This window comes from Streptomyces sp. NPDC104309, assembly GCF_055584025.1.
Map to the genome: position 1 here is coordinate 74,045 of NZ_JBVJMV010000009.1, position 21,611 is coordinate 95,655.

Consider the following 21,611-nt stretch of genomic DNA (forward strand, 5'->3'; position numbering starts at 1 on the left):
CGGATCACTCCTCCGGCCTGCGACGTGACGATGGACACTTGGGTCCATGCGTTCGTACCTGACTGTGTCCGGAGCCGCCGCGCTGTTCCTCCTCGTGGGGGCGACTCCCGCGACGGCCGGAGACGGAGCCGACCGGAGCTTCACGATCGAGGACCCCAGGATCACCGAGTCCAGCGGCCTCGCGGCCAGCCGTATCCACCCCGGCATCTACTGGACGCACAACGACAGCGGCGACGGGCCGTACGTCTACGCCGTCGACTCCCGCACCGGGAAGACCGTCGCGACGCTCACCATGAAGGGGGTGGGCCGGCCGCGCGACGTGGAGGCCATCTCGCTGGGGCCCGACGGCAATCTGTACGTCGGTGACATCGGCGACAACCTGAACGGCAGCTGGGACCACGTCTGGATCTACCGCTTCCCGGAACCGAAGCGGCTCAGGGACGCCACGGTCCGCGCCACGCAGTTCGATGTGAAGTACGCGGACGGTCCGCGCAACGCCGAGGCGCTGATGGTCCACCCCACGACCGGGCGCGTCTACATCGCGTCGAAGAACGAGGACGGCGGCGGGCTGTACGAAGGCCCCGCGAAGCTCACCACCGGTGCCACCAACGTCTTCCGGCGCGTGGGGGAGGTGCCGTGGGTGACGGACGGCGCCTTCTCGCCGGACGGCAAGGAGTTGGTGCTGCGCTCGTACTTCAGCGCCCGTGGCTACGCCTTCGAGAACGGCAGGCTCGGCGCCGACCACGCGGTCCAGGCACCGCTCCAGCGGCAGGCCGAGTCGGTGACGTACACGGCGGACGGCTCGGCGCTGATGTTCGGCTCGGAGGGGGAGCGGAGCGATGTGGTGCGGGTGGATGTGCGGGGCGACGGAGGCGGCGGGGGCGCGTCGCCGTCGAAGCGGGGCGGCGGTGCGTCGTCGTCCGCCGGTGGCGGCAGCGGCGACGGGGCGAAGGGCGGCACCCTGCTCGGAGCACTGGCACTGGCCGCCGTGGGAGCGCTGGTCCTCATGAACCGGCGCCGTCGCCGCGGCTGACCGCCGGCCGGTCTCCTTCGCGTACGGCCCGGCGCCGCGTCACCCCCTGGCGCGCCGCTCGACGAGCACGTCGAAGCCGTCGAGCAGCCGCTGCAGGCCGAACGCGAAGTGGTCGACGTCGTAGCTGAACGCGTCCCCGGAGAGCGCCGCCATCAGTGGATAGTCGCCGCTCTTCATAGCCCGCTCCAGGTAGGGGCGCTGGTCCTCCCAGAAGGCGTCATTGGGCCGACCGGCGCGCGTAGGATCGGGCGCCATGACGAACTACGGCCCCGAACCCTTCTCCACCGAGCGGCTCGACGTCCTGCCCCTGCGGGTCGCGTACGCGGACGAGATGGCGGCGGTGCTGGCCGACCCAACCCTTCACACGTACACCGGCGGCGCCCCGGAGACCGCCGACGAACTGCGGGTTCGCTACGCGCGCCTGACCGCCGGCTCGCCGGATCCCGGGGTGGCCTGGTGGAACTGGGTACTGCGGATACGGGACGAGGGCTGCCTGGCCGGGTACGTGCAGGCGACGGTGCGCGCACGGGACGCGGAGGCGGAGATCGCCTGGGTGATCGGGACGCCGTGGCAGGGGCGGGGATACGCCAAGGAGGCGGCGGCGGGGCTGGTGGCCCGTCTGACGGGAGCGGGGGCGGTGCGGACCGTCGTCGCCCATGTCCATCCGGACCACACCGCGTCCGCCGCCGTGGCCGCCGCCGCCGGGTTGGTGCCGACGGAGGCGTGGTGTGACGGCGAACGGCGCTGGGAGCGGGGCGGGGCGGGCTGAGCGCGAGCCCTCGCCCCGTGGCGGTGGCGTTCGGTGGCCGGCCCGCCGAAGCGGCCGGCAGACGTTCCACGCGGTGGCCGACGGCCGGCAGGTGTTCGTCGCCGCCGATCCGGGCCGGCTTCACAGTTCCCCTGGGCCTTGTTGATCGGCCGGTCTGCCGGCCAGGGTGAAGGTGGGGAAGCTCGGGTTGGCGCCGACAGTCGTACGCGCTGCGCGACGAGCCACTGGAAGAGCAGGGGTCCTGTGTGGACCGGTACGCGAAGGAGACGATCGCCCGGGGCCCGACCCTCGCCGGCGACACACCCACCGGCGGCGTGCGCGTCGTCAACCCCTCACGCTCGAAGACCTGCCGGGTGGCCGCGGCCCGGAGCCGGCGATCGTGGTGTCCGCCGTGGAGGCGACGGTGAAGGGCGGGCTGGGGAAGCTGCGCGAGCGGCACCGGGGCGAGGGTTGACGGCCCGGCGAGTCATGGCGTGCCTTGAACCGGCCGCCATGGCGGCCGGTGGCATCGTGGAGTGGGGTGGGGTGGTTGCCCGGCGTGGAGGTGTCAGACGATGACGGGGACGGCCTCGGCGCGGTTGCGCGCCCAGTTGGTGACGATGGGCTTGTCGACGGTGGCGGTGTCGGGGAGCTTGAGTTCGGCGGGGTTGGGGTCGTCCTCGGTGGTGGCGATGATGACGTTCTCGAACTCCTTGCCGGAGTTGTCCTTGGTGGTCTTGGGGTTGATGCCGGTGTAGGCGACGGCGGAGCCGGCGAGCTTGATGGGGTCTTCGCCGCCCTGTCCGACGGGGGAGGCGACACCGTCGGCGCCGGACCCGAACGACACGGTGGGGGTGTTGGGGTCCAGGTAGCAGGTGATGCCGGACTTGGCCTTGACGGTGACGAGGTAGTAGCCGCCGGCCTGGGTCTCCGAGGTGACCGTGAAGTCCAGGTCGTTGGTGCCGCAGGACTGCCCGTAGCCGCCCTTCTTGGCGTCGCCGGAGCCGGTCTTGTCGGTGGAGCCGCCGGTGGAGGAGCCGCTGGAGTTGGAGCCGCTGGTGGAGGAGCCGCTGGTGGAGGAGCCGCCGGCGTTGGAGCCGCCGGTGGAGGGGCTCTCGCTCCCGCCACCGCCACCGCTGCCGGCGGAGGCGCCGGTGGAGGGGGCCGCGGAGCTGGCGGCGTCCGCGACGTCGTCGGGGTTGCAGGCGGTGGTGGTGGCGGCGAGGGCCGTCACGGCCACGGCGGCCAGGACGAGACGGGCGGAACGGGCGGCGAGACGCGAACGCATCGTGATCTCCAGCGGCTGTCGGTTGCGGTGTTTCCTGCTGACACCGATGACACTAGGGCCGATTCGATCCTGAAATGATCCTGTGAATGTCCGGGTCCTGTCTCAGCAACCTCGGTTCCAAGAAACGGCGTTGGATCGCAACAGCCCCAGCTCAAGGAGCATGTCCGGAACCGCACGACGAGCCGGGTCTGTGCTGCCTGTGGCGTCAAGGACGGTCCCGAACCCCTGCCTGTCCGCGTCTGGCAGTGCCAGGCGTGCGGGACGGTCCTTGACCGGGACATCAACGCGGTGGTCAACGTCGCACTGGCCGCCGGACTGGCGGTGTCGGCCTGTCGAGCGCGGGTAGGACCGGGACTTCGTGTTCCGGCGCGGCGCGAAGAAGCAGGAACCCACCGAGACGGTCGGCCGACCGTGGCAGGAATCCCCGTCCTTCAGGACGGGGAGCGGAAGTCGACACCGCGCCCATCTGCACGCCAGGACTGACCGGCCTTCGTTGTCAGTGGTGGCTGTGAGGATGGTGTCCGCCGGTGGAACCCACCGGCGGACGCCGCCATTTGCTGAGGGGACCTCATGGGCACCTGGGACACCGGTCATTTCGACAACGACACCGCCGCGGACTTCTCGGGAAACCTGGATGACGCTCCCGAGACCGAGCGGGAAGCGGTCATCCGCAAGGTCCTGGATCTCGCGATCGCGGCGGACTACCTCGACGGCGACGAGGGCGAGGAAGCGGTCGCGGCGGCCGCACTGGTCGGTTCCCAGTGCCCGGGGGGAGAGGCGGTGACCACCGCGTACGGTCCAGACAAGGCGCTGCCCATGCTTTCGACAGACCTGCGCCCCCTCGCGGTGAAGGCCCTCGACGTGGTGCTGGGCGGATCCTCGGAGTTGCGCGAGCTGTGGGACGACGCGGGGGACGAGGAGTGGGCTGCGGGCGTCACCCGGCTCAGGGAGGTGCTGGCGGCGGCCGGTTGATCAGGTACGGCGCCGGCCGGCCCGGATGAGCTCGGCGACATCGAGCGTCACCGGCGCGCCGATCGAATCGGGCAGCGCGACCGTCTGTCCGGGGGCGTACACCTGATGGCTGTCGTAACCGCCGCCCATGGGCTCGGTCAGGACGTGCACCCGGCCGTGCTTGCGGTCGACGATCACGTACACCGGGATCTTGGCCTCCGCGTAGGCGGCGACCTTGTTGCGCAGGTCGTTGTTGTAGTTGCTGGAGGTGACCTCCAGCACGAGGCGGAAGACGGCGGGGTCGTAGCAGTTGTTCTCGGCCGGGTGCTGGTCGAAATCGGCGTCGACGATCGCCAGGTCGGGGATGGCGTAGTCCTCGGGGCCGCCGGGGAGCCAGAGGCCGATGCCTTGGAGGACCTCGGTCTCGCCGTCGTCGAGACCGGCTGCGATGAAGGGGCGCATGACCTCGGTCAGCACTTGGGCGTGCGGGCCGTCCGGGAGTGGGGCGACGGTGATGACGCCTCCGATGATCTCGACGCGGTATCCCGGGTGCTGCTCCATGAGCTCGTTGGCCGTTTCGAGCAGCGATTCCGGTTTACCGGCACGGGGGCGTTCGACCGATGCTGCGGACATGGGGGGCCTCCTGAGTGGGTGTTGGCGGGGCCATCGTCGTAGGACGATCGTGCCGCCCGTGCCCGGAAGGCACTCCGCCACCCGGTCGAGTGAACGGCGAAGGGCCCCGTGCATTGATGTGCGCGAGGCCCTCCGGATGCGTAACCGCGTAACCCGTACCCGCTACAGCTTCTCGATCACGTAGTCGATGCAAGCCGTCAGCGCCTGGATGTCCGCCGGGTCGATCGCCGGGAACATCGCCACGCGCAACTGGTTGCGGCCCAGCTTGCGGTACGGCTCGGTGTCGACGATGCCGTTGGCGCGCAGCACCTTGGCGACGGCCGAGGCGTCGATCTCGTCCGCGAAGTCGATCGTGCCGATGACCTGCGAGCGCTTCGCCGGGTCGGTGACGAAGGGGGTCGCGTACTTGGAGTCCTCGGCCCAGCCGTACAGGTTCCGCGCCGAGGTGGCGGTGCGGCGGACCGAGAAGTCCAGGCCGCCCTGGGAGTTCAGCCAGTTCAGCTGCTCGTTCAGGAGGAAGAGCGTGGCGAGGGCCGGGGTGTTGTACGTCTGGTTCTTCAGGGAGTTGTCGATCGCCGTGGGCAGGCTGAAGAACTCCGGGATGTGCCGGCCCGACGCGTGGACGCGCGCGGCGCGCTCCAGGGCCGCCGGGGAGAAGACACCGATCCAGAGACCACCGTCGGAGGCGAAGGACTTCTGCGGGGCGAAGTAGTAGACGTCGGACTCGGTGATGTCGACCGGCAGGCCGCCCGCGCCGGAGGTGGCGTCCACCAGGACCAGGGAGCCCTCGTCGGCGCCCGCGACGCGCTCGACCGGTGCGGCGACACCGGTCGAGGTCTCGTTGTGCGTGAAGGCGTAGACGTCGACGCCCTCCTCGGCCCGCGGGTCCGGGTGGGTGCCGGGGTCGGAGGCGATCACGGTCGGGTCGGCCAGCCACGGGGCGAGCTTGGCGGCCTTCGCGAACTTCGACGAGAACTCGCCGAAGTTGAGGTGCTGGGACTTCGTCTCGATGAGTCCGTGCGTCGCGATGTCCCAGAAGGCGGTCGAGCCGCCGTTGCCCAGGATCACCTCGTAGCCCTCGGGGAGGGAGAAGAGGTCGCGCACACCCTGACGCACCGCGCCGACCAGGTTCTTGACCGGGGCCTGGCGGTGGGAGGTACCGAGCAGAGACGTACCGGTGGCGGCCAGCGCGTCGAGCGCCTCCGTCCGCACCTTGGAAGGACCGGCGCCGAAGCGTCCGTCGGCGGGCTTGATGTCAGCGGGAATCTGGATATCGGCCACGAACCGGAGCGTAATGCCTCACGGACACGGTCGAGGACCGTGTCCGTCGGATGAGACGCCCGCTCCGGTGCGTGGACGGTGTGCGTGCCGGTCCGCGGACCGTGTGACGGGGCGCGGGGTCAGCCGAGTTCCACCGGCAGTTCGTGGAGGTCGTTCTGGGTGACGATCGGCTTGTTCCGCAGCTCGGACGCGGGGACGGCGAGCTTCAGCTCCGGGAACCGCTCGTACAGCGCGGGCAGCGCCACCCCCGCCTCCAGCCGGGACAGTGCCGCCCCCGGGCAGACGTGCGGGCCGTGGCCGAAAGCGATGTGGCGGTTGGGGGAGCGGGTGATGTCGAAGTCACCCGCGGTCGGGCCGTGCTGTGCCTCGTCGCGGCCGAGTGCGCCGAAGGAGACGATCAGCGCCTCGCCCTTCGGCAGGACCTTGTCGCCGACCTCGACGTCCTCCGTGGCGAACCGGATCAGGACGTGGGACGTCGGAGTGTTCCAGCGCAGGGTCTCCTCGATCACGTTCTCCCACGGCACCTCCCCCTTCAGCACCTGCTCGCGCTGCTCGGGGTGGCTCTGGAGCGCGACGACCGCGTTCACGATCAGGCTGATCGTGGTCTCGTGACCGGCCGCGATGATCAGCTGCAGGGTGTTGACGATCTCCTCGTCGGTGAGGTGGTCGCCGTCCTCGGAGGCCGCGATCAGGGCGCTGGTGAGGTCGTCGCCGGGTTCGGCCCGCTTGGAGTCGACGATCTTCGTGAAGAGTGCGCCGAGGTCCGCCATCATCTGCGGGACCTCCTGGGGCGGCGTCTGCGTCGAGAAGAACTTCTCGAAGAGCTCCTTCAGCCGCGGGTGGTCCGCGCTGTCCACGCCCATCAGTTCGCTGATCACGTTCATCGGCAGCGGATACGCGAACTCCGCCTTCAGGTCGACCGCCCCGCCCTCGGGCAGTGCGGCCAGCCGGTCCAGGCTCGCCGTGGTCAGCGCCTCGATGCCGGCCCGCAGCCGCTCCACCCGCTTCACCGTCAGTGCCTGCGCGACCAGGGTGCGCAGCCGGCGGTGGTCCGCGCCGTCCACCGTGAGCATGGAGCGCCCCGGGTTGGCGAGGCCGATCAGCGGCCAGTCCATCGGTATCTCACCGCGCTGCCAGGCACTCCAGACGTTGATGTCCTTCACGATCCGGCTGTCGGTGAGCAGCTGGCGCGCCTCCGCGTGGTGGGTGACCGCGTAGCAGTGCACCCCGCCGGGCAGTTCCACCTCGGCGAGCGGGCCGGCCGCGCGCAGCCTGGCGCTCTCGCCGTCGAGGTCGGTGACGAAGGGGTCGAGCGCGATCCGGGTCATCTCTTGCCTCCGATGGCGGTTCCGGGGGTGGTTCCGAGCGTGGTTCCGAGGGCTGGCGTGGGGGTGAAGGTCACCGGCAGGTCCGTCAGTCCGCGCAGCCACGGGGACGGGCGGCGGGTGAGCTGCTCGGCGGGGACGGCGAGGTCGATGTCCGGGAGCCGGTCCAGCAGCACCTCGATGCCGGTGCGGGCGATGACCTCGGCGGTCTCCTGGGCGGTGAACGGGCAGCGGTGCTCGCCGTGGCCGAAGGAGAGGAACGCGTTGTTGCCGCCGGTCAGCGCGGAGCCGTCGGTGCGGACCTGCGGGTCGTAGTTGGCGGCGGCGATGCCCAGCAGCAGCAGGTCGCCCGCCTGGATGTGGCGCCCGCCGAGGTGGGTGTCGCGCGAGGTCCAGCGGCCCGCGACGTTCTGCGTCGGGGTGTCCTCCCAGAGCACCTCGTTCATGGCCTCGGCGACGCTGTGCCGACCACCCGAGAGGGAGGCGGCGAACCGGTCGTCGGTGAGCATCAGCCGCAGTGAGTTGCCGATCCAGTCGGCGGTCGGCTGGTGGCCCGCGGCCATCATGACCATCAGGTCCTGGGCGACCTCCTCGTCGGTGAATCCGCCCCGGTCGGCGAGCATCCGCGTCGCGACGTCGTCGCCGGGCACGGAGTGCTTGTCGACCAGCAGCTGGATCATGGACGAGGCGAGGTGCCGCTGACCGGCCAGCGCCCGCTCCCGGCCGTCGATCATGTCGTTGATCGAGCCCACGAGCGCCGCGCCGACGGCGTCGCTGAAGCCGTAGATCTTCGCCAGGACGAGGGCGGGGAGCAGCATCGCGTACTCGGCGATGATCTCGGTGCGACCCGTGGAGCAGAACCGGTCGACGAGTCCGTCGGCGAACTCCTCGGCGTACCGCTTCAGCGCGAAGGGGTCGACGGACTCCAGCGCGTTGCTGATCATCGCGGCGCGCTCGGTGTGCCGGGGGCCGACCGTGTAGAGGATCGACGGCTGCTTGCGGCCGATCATCGGCAGCAGCGGCCAGTCGTCGGGGATGCGCTCCCACTGGTTCCACAGGTCGGAGTCCCGGCTGAACAGCACCGGGTCGGCGGTGACCTGGTGCAGTTCGCGGTAGCCGAGCACGAGCCAGGCGGGGACGTCGCCGTCGAGGACGACGGGCGCCACGGCCCCGTGGTCGCGGCGCATCTCCCGGTACAGCCGGGTCGGTTCGGTCTGGAACCGTGGGCCGGAGAGCGGCTCGCGGCCCTGGGACACGGGGCAGCCGGAGGCCGGCGCCGGGGGCTGGGTCACGAGGTGGGCTCCGGGGTCTTCTCCGGCGTGATCTCCGGACGGGCGGCGGACGAGGTGGCGACCTTGCCCTGCGAGAGGGCGTGCAGGTACTCGACCAGCGTGATCAGTACGTACTTGCTGGACGAACGGTCCCGGGCGTCGCACTCCACCAGGGGGATGTGGTCCGAGAGGTCGAGCGCCTCCCGTATCTGCTGTTCGGTGTGGAGCGGGCCGCCGAAGTCGTTGCACGCCACGATGAACGGCGTGCCGTGGTGCTCCAGGCGGTCGATCGCGTACCAGGAGTCGGCGAGCCGGCGGGTGTCGACCAGGACGACCGCGCCGAGCGTGCCCGAGAACAGCCGGTCCCACAGGAACCAGAACCGCTCCTGGCCGGGGGCGCCGAAGAGGTACAGCACCGAGCGTTCGTCGAGCGAGATCCGGCCGAAGTCGAAGGCGACGGTCGTGGACGTCTTCGACTGCACACCGTCGAGGTGGTCGACGGCCTCGCCCGCGCTGGTCATGGTCTCTTCCGTGTTCAGCGGACGGATCTCGCTGACGGAGCGGACCATGGTGGTCTTGCCGACCCCGAAGCCGCCGACGACGACGATCTTCAGTCCGTTGTCGGCCGTCGCCTGCAGGGCGGCACGGTCAGAGGTTGCGGAGTCCAACGAGCACCTGTTCCAGGATGTCGGGGTCGGGGAGCCGGTCCGCGACACGGGCGGTACGGGGGTGGCGGGCGCTGATCCGGCCGGTGTCCAGCAGATCGGACAGCATGATCCGGACGATGCTGACGGGCAGGCCGAGGCCCGCGGCGATCTCCACGACCGCGGTGGGCAGTTGGCACATCCGCAGGATCGTGACGTGCTCCGACTGCATGCCGGGGGTCGGCTCGCACTCGGAGACCACCAGCGTCACCAGGTCGAACGCGTCCGAATCGGACCGGCTGCGGCCACCGGTGAGGGTGTACAGCCGGTCCGGGTCGTCGTCCCGGCCGGGGCGGCGGCGGGTCATACGTTCGCTGTCGCGTCGACGGCGGCTGCGGCCTCGGGGGCCGAGGAAGAGCGCGGCGGCGCGCTCAGGTGCTCGCCGAGCTGCTCGACGAGCTCGCTCATGTTGTGCCCGATGAGACCGACGTCGGCCTCGTCGGAGGCGACGACCGCGAGATGGGCGCCCGCGCCCGCCTCGACGATGAACAGCACGCCGCCGTAGAACTCGGCCATGGCGGACCGTACGCCGCCGGTGCCGTCACCGAACTCGACGGACGCGCCGTGCGACAGGCTCTGGATGCCGGCCGAGATCGCGGCCAGCTGGTCGGCCTGGTCGACGGAGAGCTCGGGGGTACGGCACAGCTTGAGGCCGTCCCTGGACAGGACGAGGGCGTGACGGGTGCCGGGGGTGCGCTCCAGGAGCCCCTCCAGCAGCCAGTTGAGCTTCTCGTCGGTGGTCGCGGTCATCGGGTGTTGCCTTCTTCCGGGTGCGGGGGATTGGGCCGGACAGCCTGGCGGAAGCTGCTGAAGCGGGCTGCCTGTTCCTTGGGGTCGGCGGTACGGGGCGGCGGGGTCGCGCCGGTGCCGTTGGCGTTGGTGCGGGCCTCGGCGGCGGCGAGGGTGCGGCCGCGGGGGCGCTTGGGGAGTCCGCTCTCGCCGAACCGGGGGAGGTTGCGGGTGGTCTCGGACGCGGGGGAGTCCGGGAGCGCGGAGGAGTCCGCCGGTGCCGGGTCCTGCGGGTGCCGGGGGTCGGCCGCGGTGGTGGTGGTGCCGGCCGCGGCGGCCGTCTCGTGGGCGGGCTCCGGCTCGGACACCGGCTGGGACATCGGCTGGGACGGCGTCGGCTCGGACGCCGGGGCCGGGGCAGCCGGGACCGTCAGCGAGGCACGGGTGAGGAGTTCCTGCGGGAGCATCATCAGGGCGCCCGTGCCGCCGCGCGCGGACGGCCGGAACGACACGGTCAGACCGTGCTTGCGGGCCAGCCGGCCGACGACGGCGAGGCCGAGCCGGGTACCGGAGAGCCCCGTCAGGTCCTGGTGCGTGGTCGACACCGCGCGCTCGGCGCGGCGCAGCTGGACATCGCTCATGACCAGACCGCTGTCCTCGACGGTCAGGACGATGCCGGCCGGCACCTCCTCGACGTACACATGGACCTCGGCCGTGGGCGGTGAGAAGTTGGCCGCGTTGTCGAGAAGTTCGGCGAGCGCGTGCATGACACCCTCGGCCGCGTGACCGGCGACCGCGACATCGCTGGTCGAGTGGAGGCGTACGCGCTGATAGCCGCTGATCCGGCCCATCGCGCCGCGCAGGATCGACTCCATCACGATCGGCTTCGCCCAGCGCCGCCCGGAGCGGGCGCCGGTCAGCACGGCGATGGAGTCGGCGAGGCGCCCGGCCTGGGCGGTGCGGTGGTCCAGGTGGAGCAGATCGCCGAGCACGTCCTCGGCGGAGTGCCGGTGCTCCATCTCGCGCAGGTCCGCGAGCATGCTGGTGGACAGGGCCTGCATGCGGCCCGCGGCGTTGGCGCAGGCGGCGATCGCGGCGGAACGCTCGGTTTCGCTGCGGGCCGCGCGGGCACCGAGCCGCTCGGCCTCGGCGGTGAGCCGTTCGGTCTCGGCGACGGCCTGCGCGGTGATCCGCGCCGTCTCGGCCTCTGTGGCGGCCTTGATCCGGGCGGTCTCGGCGGTGAAGCGCTGGCCCTCGGCCGCGGAGGCGGACACGAGCCGGCTGATCTCGCCGGTGAACCGCTGGGTCTCCGCCGCGAGACGGGCACGCAGCCGCTTCGTGGCGGCGCGGGCATGGACGGCGGTGGCCACGGCGGCGGACAGCAGCACGGCGGCGGCGCCCGCCCCCCAGGCCAGCGTGGGCCGTACCGAGTCGGGGGCGGCGACGACCGCCCACACGCACAGGGATCCGGTGACGGCCAGTGAGGTCAGCAGGGCCAGTGCGGTCGGCCGGGATGAGGGGCTCAAGTGGAGTCCTTGGGGGCGGACGGGACGAACGGGAGGGCGGGACGGACGGGGCGGAACGGGACACTTCGGTACGGTGCAGGCGAACGCGACAACTGGAGCTGATAATTCCAAGACAAGTCATGGTCACTATATGAGAATTGACGCTCCCTTTGGGAAGACCTTGTGGCGTTCTCTGATACGTATGTGACTACGCGTCCGACGTATTCCGACGTATTGACGTATTCAGGGGAATCGCGCGGCCCCGGGGGGCCGAGTGGCCCGATCAACGGCATCCTGAGCCCATGGCCGCACATCAGAAACCCACGGAACGCGCCGAACTCGTACAGGCCCTGCGCTCCGCGGTCCGCGGAGAGGTCGATTTCGGTCCCACCGCACGGGCGTTGACGACGATGGACGCCTCCAACTACCGCCGCGTCCCGCTCGGCGTCGTCGCCCCGCGCGACGCCGACGACGTGGCCGCCGCGCTCGCCGTCTGCCGCGCGCACGCGGTGCCCGTGGTCCCGCGCGGCGGCGGCACCTCCATCGCCGGGCAGTCCACCGGCACCGGCGTCGTCCTCGACCTCACCCGCCACCTGCGCAAGGTCGTCGAACTGGACGCCGGGTCCCGCACCGCGGTCGTCCAGCCGGGCGTGATCCTGGACGATCTGCGCGCCGCCGCCGCCCCGCACGGCCTCACCTTCGGACCCGACCCCGCCACACACAGCCGCTGCACGCTGGGCGGCATGATCGGCAACAACTCCTGCGGCGCGCACTCGGTCGCCTGGGGCACCACGGCCGACAACGTGCACGCCCTGACCGTGACCCGCTACGGCGGCGACACCCTGCGGCTGGGCCGGGGCGGCGGGTCCGGCTTCCCCGCCGGGCTCGTCGGACTCCCCGAACTCGTCGGTGCCGACCTCGCTCTCCTGCGCACCGGATTCCCCGCGCTCCCGCGCCGTATCTCCGGGTACGCCCTGGACGCACTCCTGCCCGAGCGCGGGACCGACCTCGCCCGCGCCTTCTGCGGCAGCGAGGGCACCCTCGGCGTGGTGACGGAGGCGTCCGTACGCCTGGTCGAGGCACCGGCGGCCCGCGCGCTCGCCGTACTCGCCTACGCCGACGAGTCCGCCGCCGCCGAGGCCGCCCCCGGCCTGCTTCCGCACCACCCCCTGACCGTGGAGGGCATGGCCGCCGATCTCGTACGGGACTCGGCCGGGCTGCCGCGCGGCGGTGCCTGGCTCTTCGTCGAGACGGGCGGCGCCACCCCGGCCGAGGCGCGGGCGCACGCCGAGCGCGTCCTGCGGGCGGCCGACGCGCTGGACGGCGTCGTCGTCACCGACCCGGCCGGGCAACGGGCCCTGTGGCGCGTCCGCGAGGACGCGGCCGGTACCGCCACCCGGATGCCGGACGGCACGGAGGCCTGGCCCGGCTGGGAGGACTGCGCCGTACCGCCCGCCCGCCTCGGCCCGTACCTCCGCGACTTCCGCGCCCTGCTCGCCGCCCATGGGCTGCGCGGCACCCCGTACGGACACTTCGGTGACGGCTGCGTCCACGTCCGGATCGACTTCGACCTGCTGAACCCCGAGGGGGTGGCCCGCTTCCGCCGCTTCTCCGGAGAACTGGCGGACCTGGTCGTCGCGCACGGCGGATCGCTGAGCGGGGAGCACGGTGACGGCCAGGCCCGCGCCGAACTGCTCCCGCGCATGTACGGGGACGAACTGGTCGCCCTCTTCGCCCGGTTCAAGGACATCTGGGACCCGGACGGCGGCATGAACCCCGGCATCCTCGTCCGCCCGGCCCGGCTCGACGAGAACCTCAGGTTCGAGGTACTGCCGAAGCGCCCGGTGGACGTCGCGTTCGGCTACCCGGACGACGGCGGCGACTTCTCCGCCGCGGTACGCCGGTGCGTGGGCGTCGCCGCGTGCCGCACGGCCCGGCCCGCGGGCGCGGGCGTGATGTGCCCGTCGTTCCGGGCGACCGGCGAGGAGGCCCACTCCACCCGGGGCCGGGCCCGGCTGCTGCACGAGATGCTCGCGGGCGAGGTGATCACGGACGGCTGGCGGAGCGAGGAGGTGCGGGACGCGCTCGACCTGTGCCTCTCCTGCAAGGGCTGCCGCGGCGACTGTCCGGTGGGCGTCGACATGGCGACGTACAAGGCGGAGTTCCTGTACCACCACTACCGGGGGCGGCTGCGCCCGGCCGCCCACTACGCGATGGGATGGCTGCCGCTGTGGCTGCGGCTGGCCTCCCCGTTCGCGGGCGCGCTCAACGCGCCGGCCCGGATCCGTCCCCTGGCGGCCCTGGTCAAGCGGCTGGCCGGGATCGCCCCGCAGCGCACGATCCCGGTACTGGCGCGGCAGACGTTCACCCGGTGGTTCGGGCGGCACCGGGGCAAGGGGACGGCGATCCTCTCCGACGACCAGGTGGTCACCGTCTGGCCCGACACCTTCACCAACCACCTCTCGCCCGAGGTGGGGCGGGCGGCGGTCCGGGTCCTGGAGGCCGCGGGCCGCAGAACGCTGCTGCCCGGCCGGGGGCTGTGCTGCGGCCTCACCTACGTATCCACGGGCCAGCTGGACAAGGCCCGCAAGGTCATGCGCCGCACCCTGGACCGGATGGGCTTCCTGCTGGGCGACCCGCTGGTCGTCCTCGAACCGAGCTGCGCCGCGACCCTCCGCACGGACCTGCCCGAACTCCTCCCCGACGACCCACGGGCCACCGAACTCGCCGCGTCGGTAAGGACGTTGGCCCAGTACCTGGAGGAGTACGCCCCCGACTGGCAACCACCCCGCCTGAACCGCCCGGTCACCGGCCAGACCCACTGTCACCAGCACGCCGTACTGGGCGACGCGGCGGAACGCCGACTTCGTGAACGGGCCGGACTGACGGGAGAGTTGAGTGGCGGCTGTTGCGGACTGGCCGGAAACTTCGGCTTCGAGCGGGGCCACTGGGACGTGTCGGTGGCCTGCGCGGAGGAACAGCTGCTGCCGTCGGTGCGGGCCGCGGAGCTCGGCACGGAGGTGCTGGCGGACGGCTTCTCCTGCCGGACGCAGCTGGAGCAGCTGGGCGGCGTGCGGGCGCGACACCTGGCGGAGGTGCTGGCCGAGGGCCTGCCTCCCGAATCGGACACTTCCGGCGGCTGAGGCGCGGGGCGGCCGGAGCCCGAGCTTCGGGAGCCGGGTTTCGAGCTACGGGAAGGGCGTGTTCACTCTTTCGTGGGTACGGGGAGGGGGTCGGGGCCGGGTCTTGAGCTTCGGGTTTCGAGGGCCGGGTTCCGGGTGCCGGGATTCGAGCGGTGCTGTACAACCGGTGGGTGAATGAAGGGGGTTGGGGAAACCCTCCCGCCCTCCCCGACCCGATACGGCCAGTATGTATGACTAATCGTGACCGACTTGCGGCGCGGAGTCGCGGCTGTCTACGGTGCCGAACGTAACGACCCCGACGCGGTGCTACCAACACCGGCCGGGGTCTGACCCCAAGATCGAAGCGAGAACGATCCCGTGGCTGTTTCAAACCTTAGCCCTGCCCTGCGCGCGCCCGCATCCTCGCGCTCCCACCCGAAGGCCAGGCCCGGTTACGGAAAGCGATCCGTGCCGGAGCAGCGCGCGCCCCGCGAGAGCGATTTCGTCATGCTGCCCGAGCGTGAGCGGCACATCGCCGGTTACGTCGACGCGCTGTCCGAGGGTGCGGCGATGGACATCAAATCGCTGGCCCGGAGTCAGCCGCTGTACGGGCAGATGGCCGTCGGCAGCGCCTTGCGGGCCCTGGGCGTGGCCGGTCATCTGCGGCATGTCCGGTGCCTGAGTGGCGAGGACGGTCAGGTCCGCTGGGTCACCCGTACCTTCTGGTCGCGGGTCGCCCGTGACAACGAGTGGTGGGACGCCTTCCTCACCGCCGAGGAGCGCCGCTCCACGGCGGTGGAGGCCGCAGGGCCTGCCGCGCCCGGTGCGGGCGCCCCGGCCGAGGCGCCCGCGCCCCTGCGCGTACCGGCGCAGCCGCTCGTCACGACAGTGCCGCAGCAGCGCACCGCAGAGCCGGAGCCGCAGCCGCAGCAGGGGACCGAAGCGGCCGTGGACCGGCCCTCTCCTGCCTTCCTCGCCCTGGCCCAACTCGGTCGTACCGACTCCCGTCTGGCCCTCTCGGCAGCGGACTGTGCGGCACTGGAGCAGGCCGCCGCCGAGTGGCTCGCACGCGGTGTGGACGCCGACTACCTGACCCGCGCCCTCACCGCCGGGCTTCCCGCGTCCGTCGACTCGCCCTTCGGGTTCGTCCGCCGCCGCCTCCGCGACAAACTCCCGCCCCGCCTGCCCGCCGCAGCCCCGGCCGCGCCGGGAACTCCCGTACGCCGCTTGATGGTCGAGTGCACCGAGTGCGGCGTCCCAGGAGGGCCCGAAGCGTTCCGCGACGGCCTGTGCAGGCCCTGCCGCGAACCCGACCCGGCCTGACGGCGGCCCAACCGGCCGGGCCGCGCAGCGAGGGCCGGGCGTGCTGGGGGCAGCGCCACCCTGCGAAGCGGTCGAACGTGTCGAACATGCCGAGAACTGTCACTTTCGCGCCGAGGCGTGCCGTACACCTGGCCGCCGAGAGGACGCCCGGCTTCGGCCGGAACTGGGGACGGCTTCGTGTGTCCGGAGTCGGACCTGCGGCGGGGAAATTCGACCGGAGCCGCACCCATAGGCGAAATTTCGAGCAATCGAGGCCCACGGAGGCGTCATGGTGAGCACACTGGTCGTCCACCACGACGGAGGGCTGGAACCATGGCACTTGAGTTCCTTGGCAGCAGCAACACTTCGCAGGGCGGCGGTTGCCCTTCCTTCTACCGCGACACCGAAACGGGTGACATTGTCGTCCAGGGAAACAAACTCACGGACCCCGACAAGATCGGTCAGCTCCTCAAGGTGAAACCGGGCGAGGAGTTCGTCGTCGTACCGGCTGTCCTGTTCGAGTACCACGCTGCGAAGGTGACCGGTGCCTGACCTGGTCAGCGGTGAGGCGTTCCTCCGGCTCTTCAAGAACTTTGCGTACTCCGCGTTCCGCCTGGAAGTCCGTACCTCTTACGGTATCCCGGACGAGGACGAACCGTACCGGCGTTTCCTCGCAGGAGAGGATCCGGGGCTTGACTGGTTTGCCCCGTGGCTCGACCTCGTGCGGACGGAGACCGGGAAGGGCAAAGAGATCGAGCGGGTCAGAGTGATCGATGCCTCGCCGTCGGACTACCTGCGTTTCGAGCTGTGGGGGACACCCCACAACCTCGCGGCCGGTGAGGACATTCGTTACCTCGACCGGGAGCGGGCCGAGGCCGCTGGACTGCCGGATTACGACTTCTGGCTGTTCGACGCCCAGGCCGTGGCCCGGCTCCGGTTCGGCGAGCACGACCGGTTCCTGGGTGTCGTGCTCTCGGACGACCCCGAGGACGTCCTGCGCCACGCGCAGTGGCGCGAGGCGGCATGGCACCATGCGATCACCTTCGAGACGTACCGCAAGGAGCATGTGCCGCCTCCGTGAGCGACTACCAGACTTCCCGGATCGCACTCGGTGCGCGGCTTCGTGAGCTGCGCGTCGAGGGCGGGCTGACCGGCAAGTCGTTGGCGGCCCGGCTCGGGTGGCCGGCGTCGAAGGTCAGCAAGATCGAGACGGGCAAGCAGAGCCCGACCGGCAACGACGTGCGCGCCTGGGCGGACGTGCTTCACGTGCCGGAGACGATTGGCGAACTGACAGGGCGGCTGCGGTCTCTCGAAACGCACTACGCGGCGTGGCGCCGCCAGCTGGCAGCCGGAGTCCGGGCGCGTCAGGAAGCGTGGCAGGTGACGGAAGACGCGTCCGGCACGGTATGGAATTTCGAGTCCGCCGTGATTCCCGGCCTGCTGCAAACTGCCGAGTACGCACGCCACATGTTCATTCGCACGACGGCGCTCCACCGCACGGTGCAGGACATCGACGCCGGTGTGAACGCGCGCATGCAACGGCAGCAGGCTCTCTACGCGCCGGGCAGGACGTTTCACTTCATGGTCTGGGAACCGGCCTTGCACATGATCCTGTGCCCGCGGGATGTCATGGCCGGACAGTTGGACCGGCTCGCCGGGGTCTTCGGAATGTCGACCGTCCGCCTGGCCGTCGTCCCGCTCGGTGCGGCGCTGACCGTCGTACCCACCCACGGATTCTGGATCTTCGACGAGCAACTCGTCATGGTTGAGACGATCGGTGCGGAACTGCCCCTCACGGACGCTGCCGAGACTGGCTTGTACCGGACGGTATGGCGTGAGCTTCACCAGGTGGCCGTGACCGGGCGGGAGGCACACCGGCTCATAGCCCGTGCGCGGGCGTCCCTCGCCCCGATGTGAGCAACAGCGGGAACACTTGGGGGCACCTCGGAAATCCGGGGAAATCCGAGCACAGCACTGCAACAACTGCTCCTACGGTGCTGGTCATGGCCTTGCGGACACAAGACCCGGGCGCGGGCCGGCAGGCCTCGCGCGTCCCGGACCCGGTACTGATTCACCGAGAGCGTGCGGCCGGCGGACTCGCGCTCGTCCCAGCCGCCAGCGGCTTCGGAGCTTCGGCAGAGGTGCTCTGTTGACCGCCGCGGATGCTCCTCGGGAGCTTCCCCCGGTCGTGTCGCTGTCGGATGCCCAGCAGCGCGGCGTGTGCTGCGTGTTCTGCGGCATCGCGTTGTCCGCCGGAAGCGTCGTCGACCTCGGCCCCCGGGCGATCGACGTGTTCGGATCCACCGTTCACTGGTTCCCCCGTTCCTGTCGGAAGGACATGCCGACGTGACCCCCTGACGAAGACCGTCCGCTCGCGCGGCGACGAGGCGTACCGCGCACTCCTCGGCCACACCTGCGCGTGCGCCGCCTGCCGGTGGGCGCCGTGTTCGGTCGCGGTACGCCTCAACCGCGTGTGGCGGGAGGACCGGCGGTGATGTGTGACCGCTGCCAACAGCCCATGGCGCCCGGGGAGTCGAAGGCGTACGACATGCCCGGCGCGACCGGGCCCGGCATCACGATCCGTGTCCACGAGCGGCCGTGCTCGCTGCCCGCTTCGGCGAGGCCGACACCGTACCCGCGCGACCGGAAGCGCTGAACTCCCGCTCGTGGCCGCATCGCGCCTGCTGGGGCGGGTCCTGCACGTCGGCCCCGACGGGCAGCGCCTCACCTGGACGTGACCGCGGGCCGACAGCCCGTGGGGTGAACCGCCCGTCACGGACTCCCGAGTGGGCCCGCCCCGGCCTTTCCGGTGGTCGAGGGGTGGGCTGAGACGGGCAGGGGCGCTCATCCCGGCCATCCGGCCCCGTGCGGGAGTTCCTCAGCCTTCGGGGGTGTCCCGCCGGATGATCTCGCGGGCGAGCGCGGCGAGCTCCGGCAGGGCGGGGTGGCCGGGGGCGTCGCGCCGGGCGAGCAGGACCGGGACCGTGGGGGCGTCGACGAGCGGGCGGTAGGCGACCCCGGGGTGCGGGTGCATGCCGGCGGTGGACGCGGCGGACACCCCGACGCCGCGCCCCGCGGCGATGGCGGTCAGCCAGTCATCGGTGTTGGCGACCGTGAGGGTCGTGGCGGGCCGGGTGTCCGGCGGCCACAGGTCGACGGTGGTCGTGCCGGAGACGGTGTTGAGGACGACGGTGCTGCCCGCCAGATCGGCGAGAGTGAGCACGGCGTGCCCGGCGAGCGGTCCGTCGGCGGCGACGGCCGCCACCCGGTCCTCCTCGAAGAGCACCTCGGTGACGAGCCCCGGCGCCTCGACGGGCCCCCGCAGCAGCGCGGCGTCGACCTCGCCTCGGGTGAGCCCGGCGGTGCGGTCGTCGATCCGCAGCAGTTCGAGCGGGGTCTGCGGGTACCGCTCCTGCCAGCGGCGGAGCAGCGGGGTGGTGTACGGACCGAACGCGGACCAGGCGTGCCCGAGCCGCAGGGGCCAGTGGCGCAGGCCGCCGGGGTCGAGTGCCGCGTCGAACGCGGCGACCGCGGCGGCGGCCCTGTCCCGGAAGGCGACGCCCTCGGGGGTGAGGACGAGATGGTGGGTGGACCGGTCGACGAGCCGGATGCCGAGGCGCTGCTCCAGGGCGGCGAGCGTGCGGGAGACCGCCGGCTGGGTGAGGCGGAGGCGGGAGGCGGCGCGGGTGACGTTGCCCTCGTCGGCGACGGCGAGGAAGGCACGCAGATGGCGGACCTCGATGCCACGGCCGGAGCCGTGGCCCGGCCGGTTTCCGGCGTGGCCGTCATCGCTGCGTCCAAGGCTCATGCGCGGGGAGCATAACGGGAGCCCAGTAGGCATTTCACGCACCACGCGGAGGTACCTACCTTAAGAGGAGGTACCGCGCGACGAGAGTGCAGTATCTTCAATCGAGCAGTGCATTGAAATGCACCGTCGTGCAGGCAGCGTCGGGCTTCGGACTCGGGAGGAACACCGCAGGTGAACGACCAGCGCAGTGCAGCAGCGGCCGCGGCCACGGAGCAGGCCGCAGCCGTCGCGGTACCGGAGGCGGTGTCCGCCCTGGGCGGCGCGGCAGGTCCCGCACGCCCCGGGGGCCGGAGGGCGGCGCTCGCCCCGGTCGCGCTGGTGGTCGCGGGCGGCCTCTCCGTCCAGTTCGGCTCCGCGGTCGCGGTCCTGCTGATGCCCCGGGCCGGCGCACTCGGGGTCGTCACCCTGCGGCTGGCCGTCGCCGCGCTCGTCCTGATGGCCGTCTGCCGCCCGAAGGTGCGCGGCTACACGCGCGCCGACTGGGGCACGATCCTCGCGTTCGGGCTGGCCATGGCCGCCATGAACACACTCTTCTACCAGGCCGCCGACCGGATCCCGCTGGGCGCGGCCGTCACCCTGGAGGTGCTGGGTCCGCTCGCCCTCTCGGTGGTCGCCTCCCGCCGGCTGATCAACCTGGTGTGGGCGGGCCTCGCACTGGGCGGCGTGGTGCTGCTGAGCGGCGGGGGCTTCGACCGCCTCGATCCGGTGGGCGCCGCGTACGCACTGGGCGCGGGCGCCATGTGGGCGACGTACATCGTCTTCAGCGCCCGCACCGGCCGCCGCTTCCCCCAGGCGGACGGCCTGGCCCTGGCCCTGGTGGTCGCCGCGCTCCTGACCCTGCCCCTCGGCATCCTGGAGTCGGGCTCGAAACTGCTGGTCCCGTCCACGCTGGGGCTGGGCGCGGTGGTGGCGCTGCTGAGCTCGGTCCTTCCGTACACCCTCGAACTCATGGCACTGCGTCGTCTGCCCGCGCCCACCTTCGCGATCCTGATGAGCCTCGAACCCGCGATCGCGGCCACGGCCGGCTTCCTCATCCTCGACCAGGCCCTCTCCACGACGGACGCCCTGGCCATCGCGCTGGTCATCGGCGCGAGCATGGGGGCGGTGCGCAGCCAGGTGCGGGGCGGGAAGGGCCGCGACCAGACCTGACGGCCCGACCGCGCCCCGACCGCACTGGGCGACGACCCGCCCCGGACACGCGACGCGCCGACCCGTGTCCCGGGTCGGCCGGCCACTCGGCCGGGTAGCGGTCCGCCTCGTGCACGGTCGCCAGCGCGTCGACGTACGCCTGCATGTCGCCGTCGCGGCGGCGACGGATCTCTGTCCCACCCATGACCCGATCCTCACACGTCGCCGTGGAGCGTCCGAACGAGAGACCCTAGGGTTGCTCCTGATCCGAGGGGGAAGGGGCGGGGCACATGGCGACCTGGGGACTGGTCATGGAGACGACCGTGGGGGCGGGGGAGCGCAAGCACACGGAGGCATATGTGCTGGCGCACCTGGAGGGCACACGCGAAGACGCCCTGGTGGAGCTGGAGCGGCGGGCCCGGAACCATACGCCGGAGCACCCCTGGAGCCCGAAGCGCCGTCGGCTCTTCCGGGAGGGCGGCGGCTTCCTGCTGGTGATCGACGGCGCCTGGCAGTCCTTCAGTACCCGGTTCACGGTGGCCGAGCTGCTGGACGACAGCGCCGCACCGGCCCCGCCCGCGGCCGAACCGGAGCAGGCCGAACCGGAGCCGGCGGCACCGGAGCCCGCGACACCTGAGGCGACGGCACCCGAGCCGGAGGCCGCGGTGCCGCCGCCTCCGCCGTCGCCCTCATCGCCGCCGGTGGAGCGATACGCGGACGGGGTGCCGGTCCGGCCGGCCTGGCTGGGCCGCACCGATGTGCAGTGACGTCCCGCCAGGACCG

Annotated in this window: 22 protein-coding genes and 1 pseudogene; 12 read left to right on the forward strand and 11 right to left on the reverse strand. The window is 71.8% G+C overall.

Annotated features, from left to right (window positions below; all coding sequences use genetic code 11):
- The first annotated feature begins 46 nt into the window (after positions 1–46).
- Positions 47–1,033 (forward strand): SdiA-regulated/phytase-like domain-containing protein, encoded by a 987-nt coding sequence (locus ACZ68L_RS15545; RefSeq protein WP_469577328.1) that lies wholly within the window; start codon positions 47–49, stop codon positions 1,031–1,033.
- Positions 1,034–1,072: 39 nt separating this feature from the next.
- On the opposite strand, the gene ACZ68L_RS15550 is transcribed toward ACZ68L_RS15545, so the two are convergent.
- Positions 1,073–1,288 carry a TetR/AcrR family transcriptional regulator C-terminal domain-containing protein gene (locus tag ACZ68L_RS15550; protein ID WP_469577329.1) on the reverse strand — a complete coding sequence of 72 codons (216 nt, stop codon included), beginning with the start codon at positions 1,286–1,288 and terminating at the stop codon, positions 1,073–1,075.
- Here ACZ68L_RS15550 and ACZ68L_RS15555 point away from each other — a divergent pair.
- Positions 1,287–1,802 carry a GNAT family N-acetyltransferase gene (locus ACZ68L_RS15555; RefSeq protein WP_469577330.1) on the forward strand — a complete coding sequence of 172 codons (516 nt, stop codon included), beginning with the start codon at positions 1,287–1,289 and terminating at the stop codon, positions 1,800–1,802. The genes ACZ68L_RS15550 and ACZ68L_RS15555 overlap by 2 nt on opposite strands.
- Before the next feature lie 547 nt (positions 1,803–2,349).
- Here ACZ68L_RS15555 and ACZ68L_RS15560 read toward each other — a convergent pair.
- Positions 2,350–3,069 carry a DUF4232 domain-containing protein gene (locus tag ACZ68L_RS15560; RefSeq protein WP_469577332.1) on the reverse strand — a complete coding sequence of 240 codons (720 nt, stop codon included), beginning with the start codon at positions 3,067–3,069 and terminating at the stop codon, positions 2,350–2,352.
- Between the two features lie 171 nt (positions 3,070–3,240).
- On the opposite strand from ACZ68L_RS15560, the pseudogene ACZ68L_RS15565 reads away from it, so the two are divergent.
- Both ACZ68L_RS15565 and ACZ68L_RS15570 read left to right on the forward strand, forming a co-directional pair.
- A pseudogene (locus ACZ68L_RS15565) lies at positions 3,241–3,552 on the forward strand (zinc ribbon domain-containing protein); the annotation flags it as partial.
- 87 nt (positions 3,553–3,639) lie between these two features.
- Complete coding sequence (locus ACZ68L_RS15570; protein ID WP_469577333.1) at positions 3,640–4,041, forward strand: DUF4259 domain-containing protein; 402 nt, start codon at positions 3,640–3,642, stop codon at positions 4,039–4,041.
- Here ACZ68L_RS15570 and ACZ68L_RS15575 read toward each other — a convergent pair whose 3' ends face one another.
- The 8 genes from ACZ68L_RS15575 to ACZ68L_RS15610 form a co-directional block, all read right to left on the reverse strand.
- Complete coding sequence (locus ACZ68L_RS15575; RefSeq protein ID WP_469577334.1) at positions 4,042–4,653, reverse strand: Uma2 family endonuclease; 612 nt, start codon at positions 4,651–4,653, stop codon at positions 4,042–4,044.
- Positions 4,654–4,815: 162 nt separating this feature from the next.
- A complete protein-coding gene (serC, locus tag ACZ68L_RS15580) occupies positions 4,816–5,934 on the reverse strand; it encodes a phosphoserine transaminase (RefSeq protein ID WP_469577335.1) in 1,119 nt (372 codons plus the stop codon).
- 119 nt (positions 5,935–6,053) lie between these two features.
- The gene (locus tag ACZ68L_RS15585; protein WP_469577336.1) at positions 6,054–7,262 is read right to left on the reverse strand and encodes a cytochrome P450 family protein; all 1,209 of its coding nucleotides are present in this window, start codon (positions 7,260–7,262) and stop codon (positions 6,054–6,056) included.
- Entirely contained in the window at positions 7,259–8,551 is a 1,293-nt protein-coding gene (locus ACZ68L_RS15590) for a cytochrome P450 (RefSeq protein ID WP_469577337.1), read from the reverse strand. The genes ACZ68L_RS15585 and ACZ68L_RS15590 overlap by 4 nt, the downstream gene beginning before the upstream one ends.
- Complete coding sequence (locus tag ACZ68L_RS15595; protein ID WP_469577338.1) at positions 8,548–9,198, reverse strand: GTP-binding protein; 651 nt, start codon at positions 9,196–9,198, stop codon at positions 8,548–8,550. Before ACZ68L_RS15595 ends, ACZ68L_RS15590 begins: the two co-directional genes overlap by 4 nt.
- Positions 9,179–9,541: a DUF742 domain-containing protein gene (locus ACZ68L_RS15600; protein WP_266415876.1), complete on the reverse strand. Its 363-nt coding sequence runs from the start codon at positions 9,539–9,541 to the stop codon at positions 9,179–9,181. The genes ACZ68L_RS15595 and ACZ68L_RS15600 overlap by 20 nt, the downstream gene beginning before the upstream one ends.
- Positions 9,538–9,984 carry a roadblock/LC7 domain-containing protein gene (locus ACZ68L_RS15605; RefSeq protein WP_469577339.1) on the reverse strand — a complete coding sequence of 149 codons (447 nt, stop codon included), beginning with the start codon at positions 9,982–9,984 and terminating at the stop codon, positions 9,538–9,540. Before ACZ68L_RS15605 ends, ACZ68L_RS15600 begins: the two co-directional genes overlap by 4 nt.
- Entirely contained in the window at positions 9,981–11,489 is a 1,509-nt protein-coding gene (locus ACZ68L_RS15610; RefSeq protein ID WP_469577340.1) for a sensor histidine kinase, read from the reverse strand. The genes ACZ68L_RS15605 and ACZ68L_RS15610 overlap by 4 nt, the downstream gene beginning before the upstream one ends.
- Before the next feature lie 281 nt (positions 11,490–11,770).
- On the opposite strand from ACZ68L_RS15610, the gene ACZ68L_RS15615 reads away from it, so the two are divergent.
- The 6 genes from ACZ68L_RS15615 to ACZ68L_RS15640 all read left to right on the forward strand — a co-directional run bounded on the left by ACZ68L_RS15615 (position 11,771) and on the right by ACZ68L_RS15640 (position 18,242).
- Entirely contained in the window at positions 11,771–14,611 is a 2,841-nt protein-coding gene (locus ACZ68L_RS15615; RefSeq protein ID WP_469577341.1) for an FAD-binding and (Fe-S)-binding domain-containing protein, read from the forward strand.
- A 357-nt stretch (positions 14,612–14,968) separates the two neighbouring features.
- A complete protein-coding gene (locus ACZ68L_RS15620; protein WP_469577342.1) occupies positions 14,969–15,913 on the forward strand; it encodes a MarR family transcriptional regulator in 945 nt (314 codons plus the stop codon).
- A gap of 312 nt (positions 15,914–16,225) precedes the next feature.
- Entirely contained in the window at positions 16,226–16,444 is a 219-nt protein-coding gene (locus ACZ68L_RS15625; protein WP_469577343.1) for a hypothetical protein, read from the forward strand.
- Positions 16,437–16,973: a DUF6879 family protein gene (locus ACZ68L_RS15630; RefSeq protein ID WP_469577344.1), complete on the forward strand. Its 537-nt coding sequence runs from the start codon at positions 16,437–16,439 to the stop codon at positions 16,971–16,973. Before ACZ68L_RS15625 ends, ACZ68L_RS15630 begins: the two co-directional genes overlap by 8 nt.
- Entirely contained in the window at positions 16,970–17,809 is an 840-nt protein-coding gene (locus tag ACZ68L_RS15635; protein ID WP_469577345.1) for a helix-turn-helix domain-containing protein, read from the forward strand. The genes ACZ68L_RS15630 and ACZ68L_RS15635 overlap by 4 nt, the downstream gene beginning before the upstream one ends.
- 232 nt (positions 17,810–18,041) lie before the next feature.
- On the forward strand, positions 18,042–18,242 hold the full coding sequence (locus tag ACZ68L_RS15640; RefSeq protein ID WP_469577346.1) for a hypothetical protein: 201 nt from the start codon (positions 18,042–18,044) through the stop codon (positions 18,240–18,242).
- A 528-nt stretch (positions 18,243–18,770) separates the two neighbouring features.
- Here the strand turns inward: ACZ68L_RS15640 and ACZ68L_RS15645 are convergent.
- Entirely contained in the window at positions 18,771–19,700 is a 930-nt protein-coding gene (locus ACZ68L_RS15645; protein WP_469577347.1) for a LysR family transcriptional regulator, read from the reverse strand.
- A 171-nt stretch (positions 19,701–19,871) separates the two neighbouring features.
- Here ACZ68L_RS15645 and ACZ68L_RS15650 point away from each other — a divergent pair, with 171 nt between their 5' ends.
- Positions 19,872–20,849 (forward strand): EamA family transporter, encoded by a 978-nt coding sequence (locus ACZ68L_RS15650; RefSeq protein ID WP_469577348.1) that lies wholly within the window; start codon positions 19,872–19,874, stop codon positions 20,847–20,849.
- A 269-nt stretch (positions 20,850–21,118) separates the two neighbouring features.
- Complete coding sequence (locus ACZ68L_RS15655; RefSeq protein ID WP_469577349.1) at positions 21,119–21,595, forward strand: hypothetical protein; 477 nt, start codon at positions 21,119–21,121, stop codon at positions 21,593–21,595.
- Positions 21,596–21,611 lie beyond the last annotated feature (16 nt).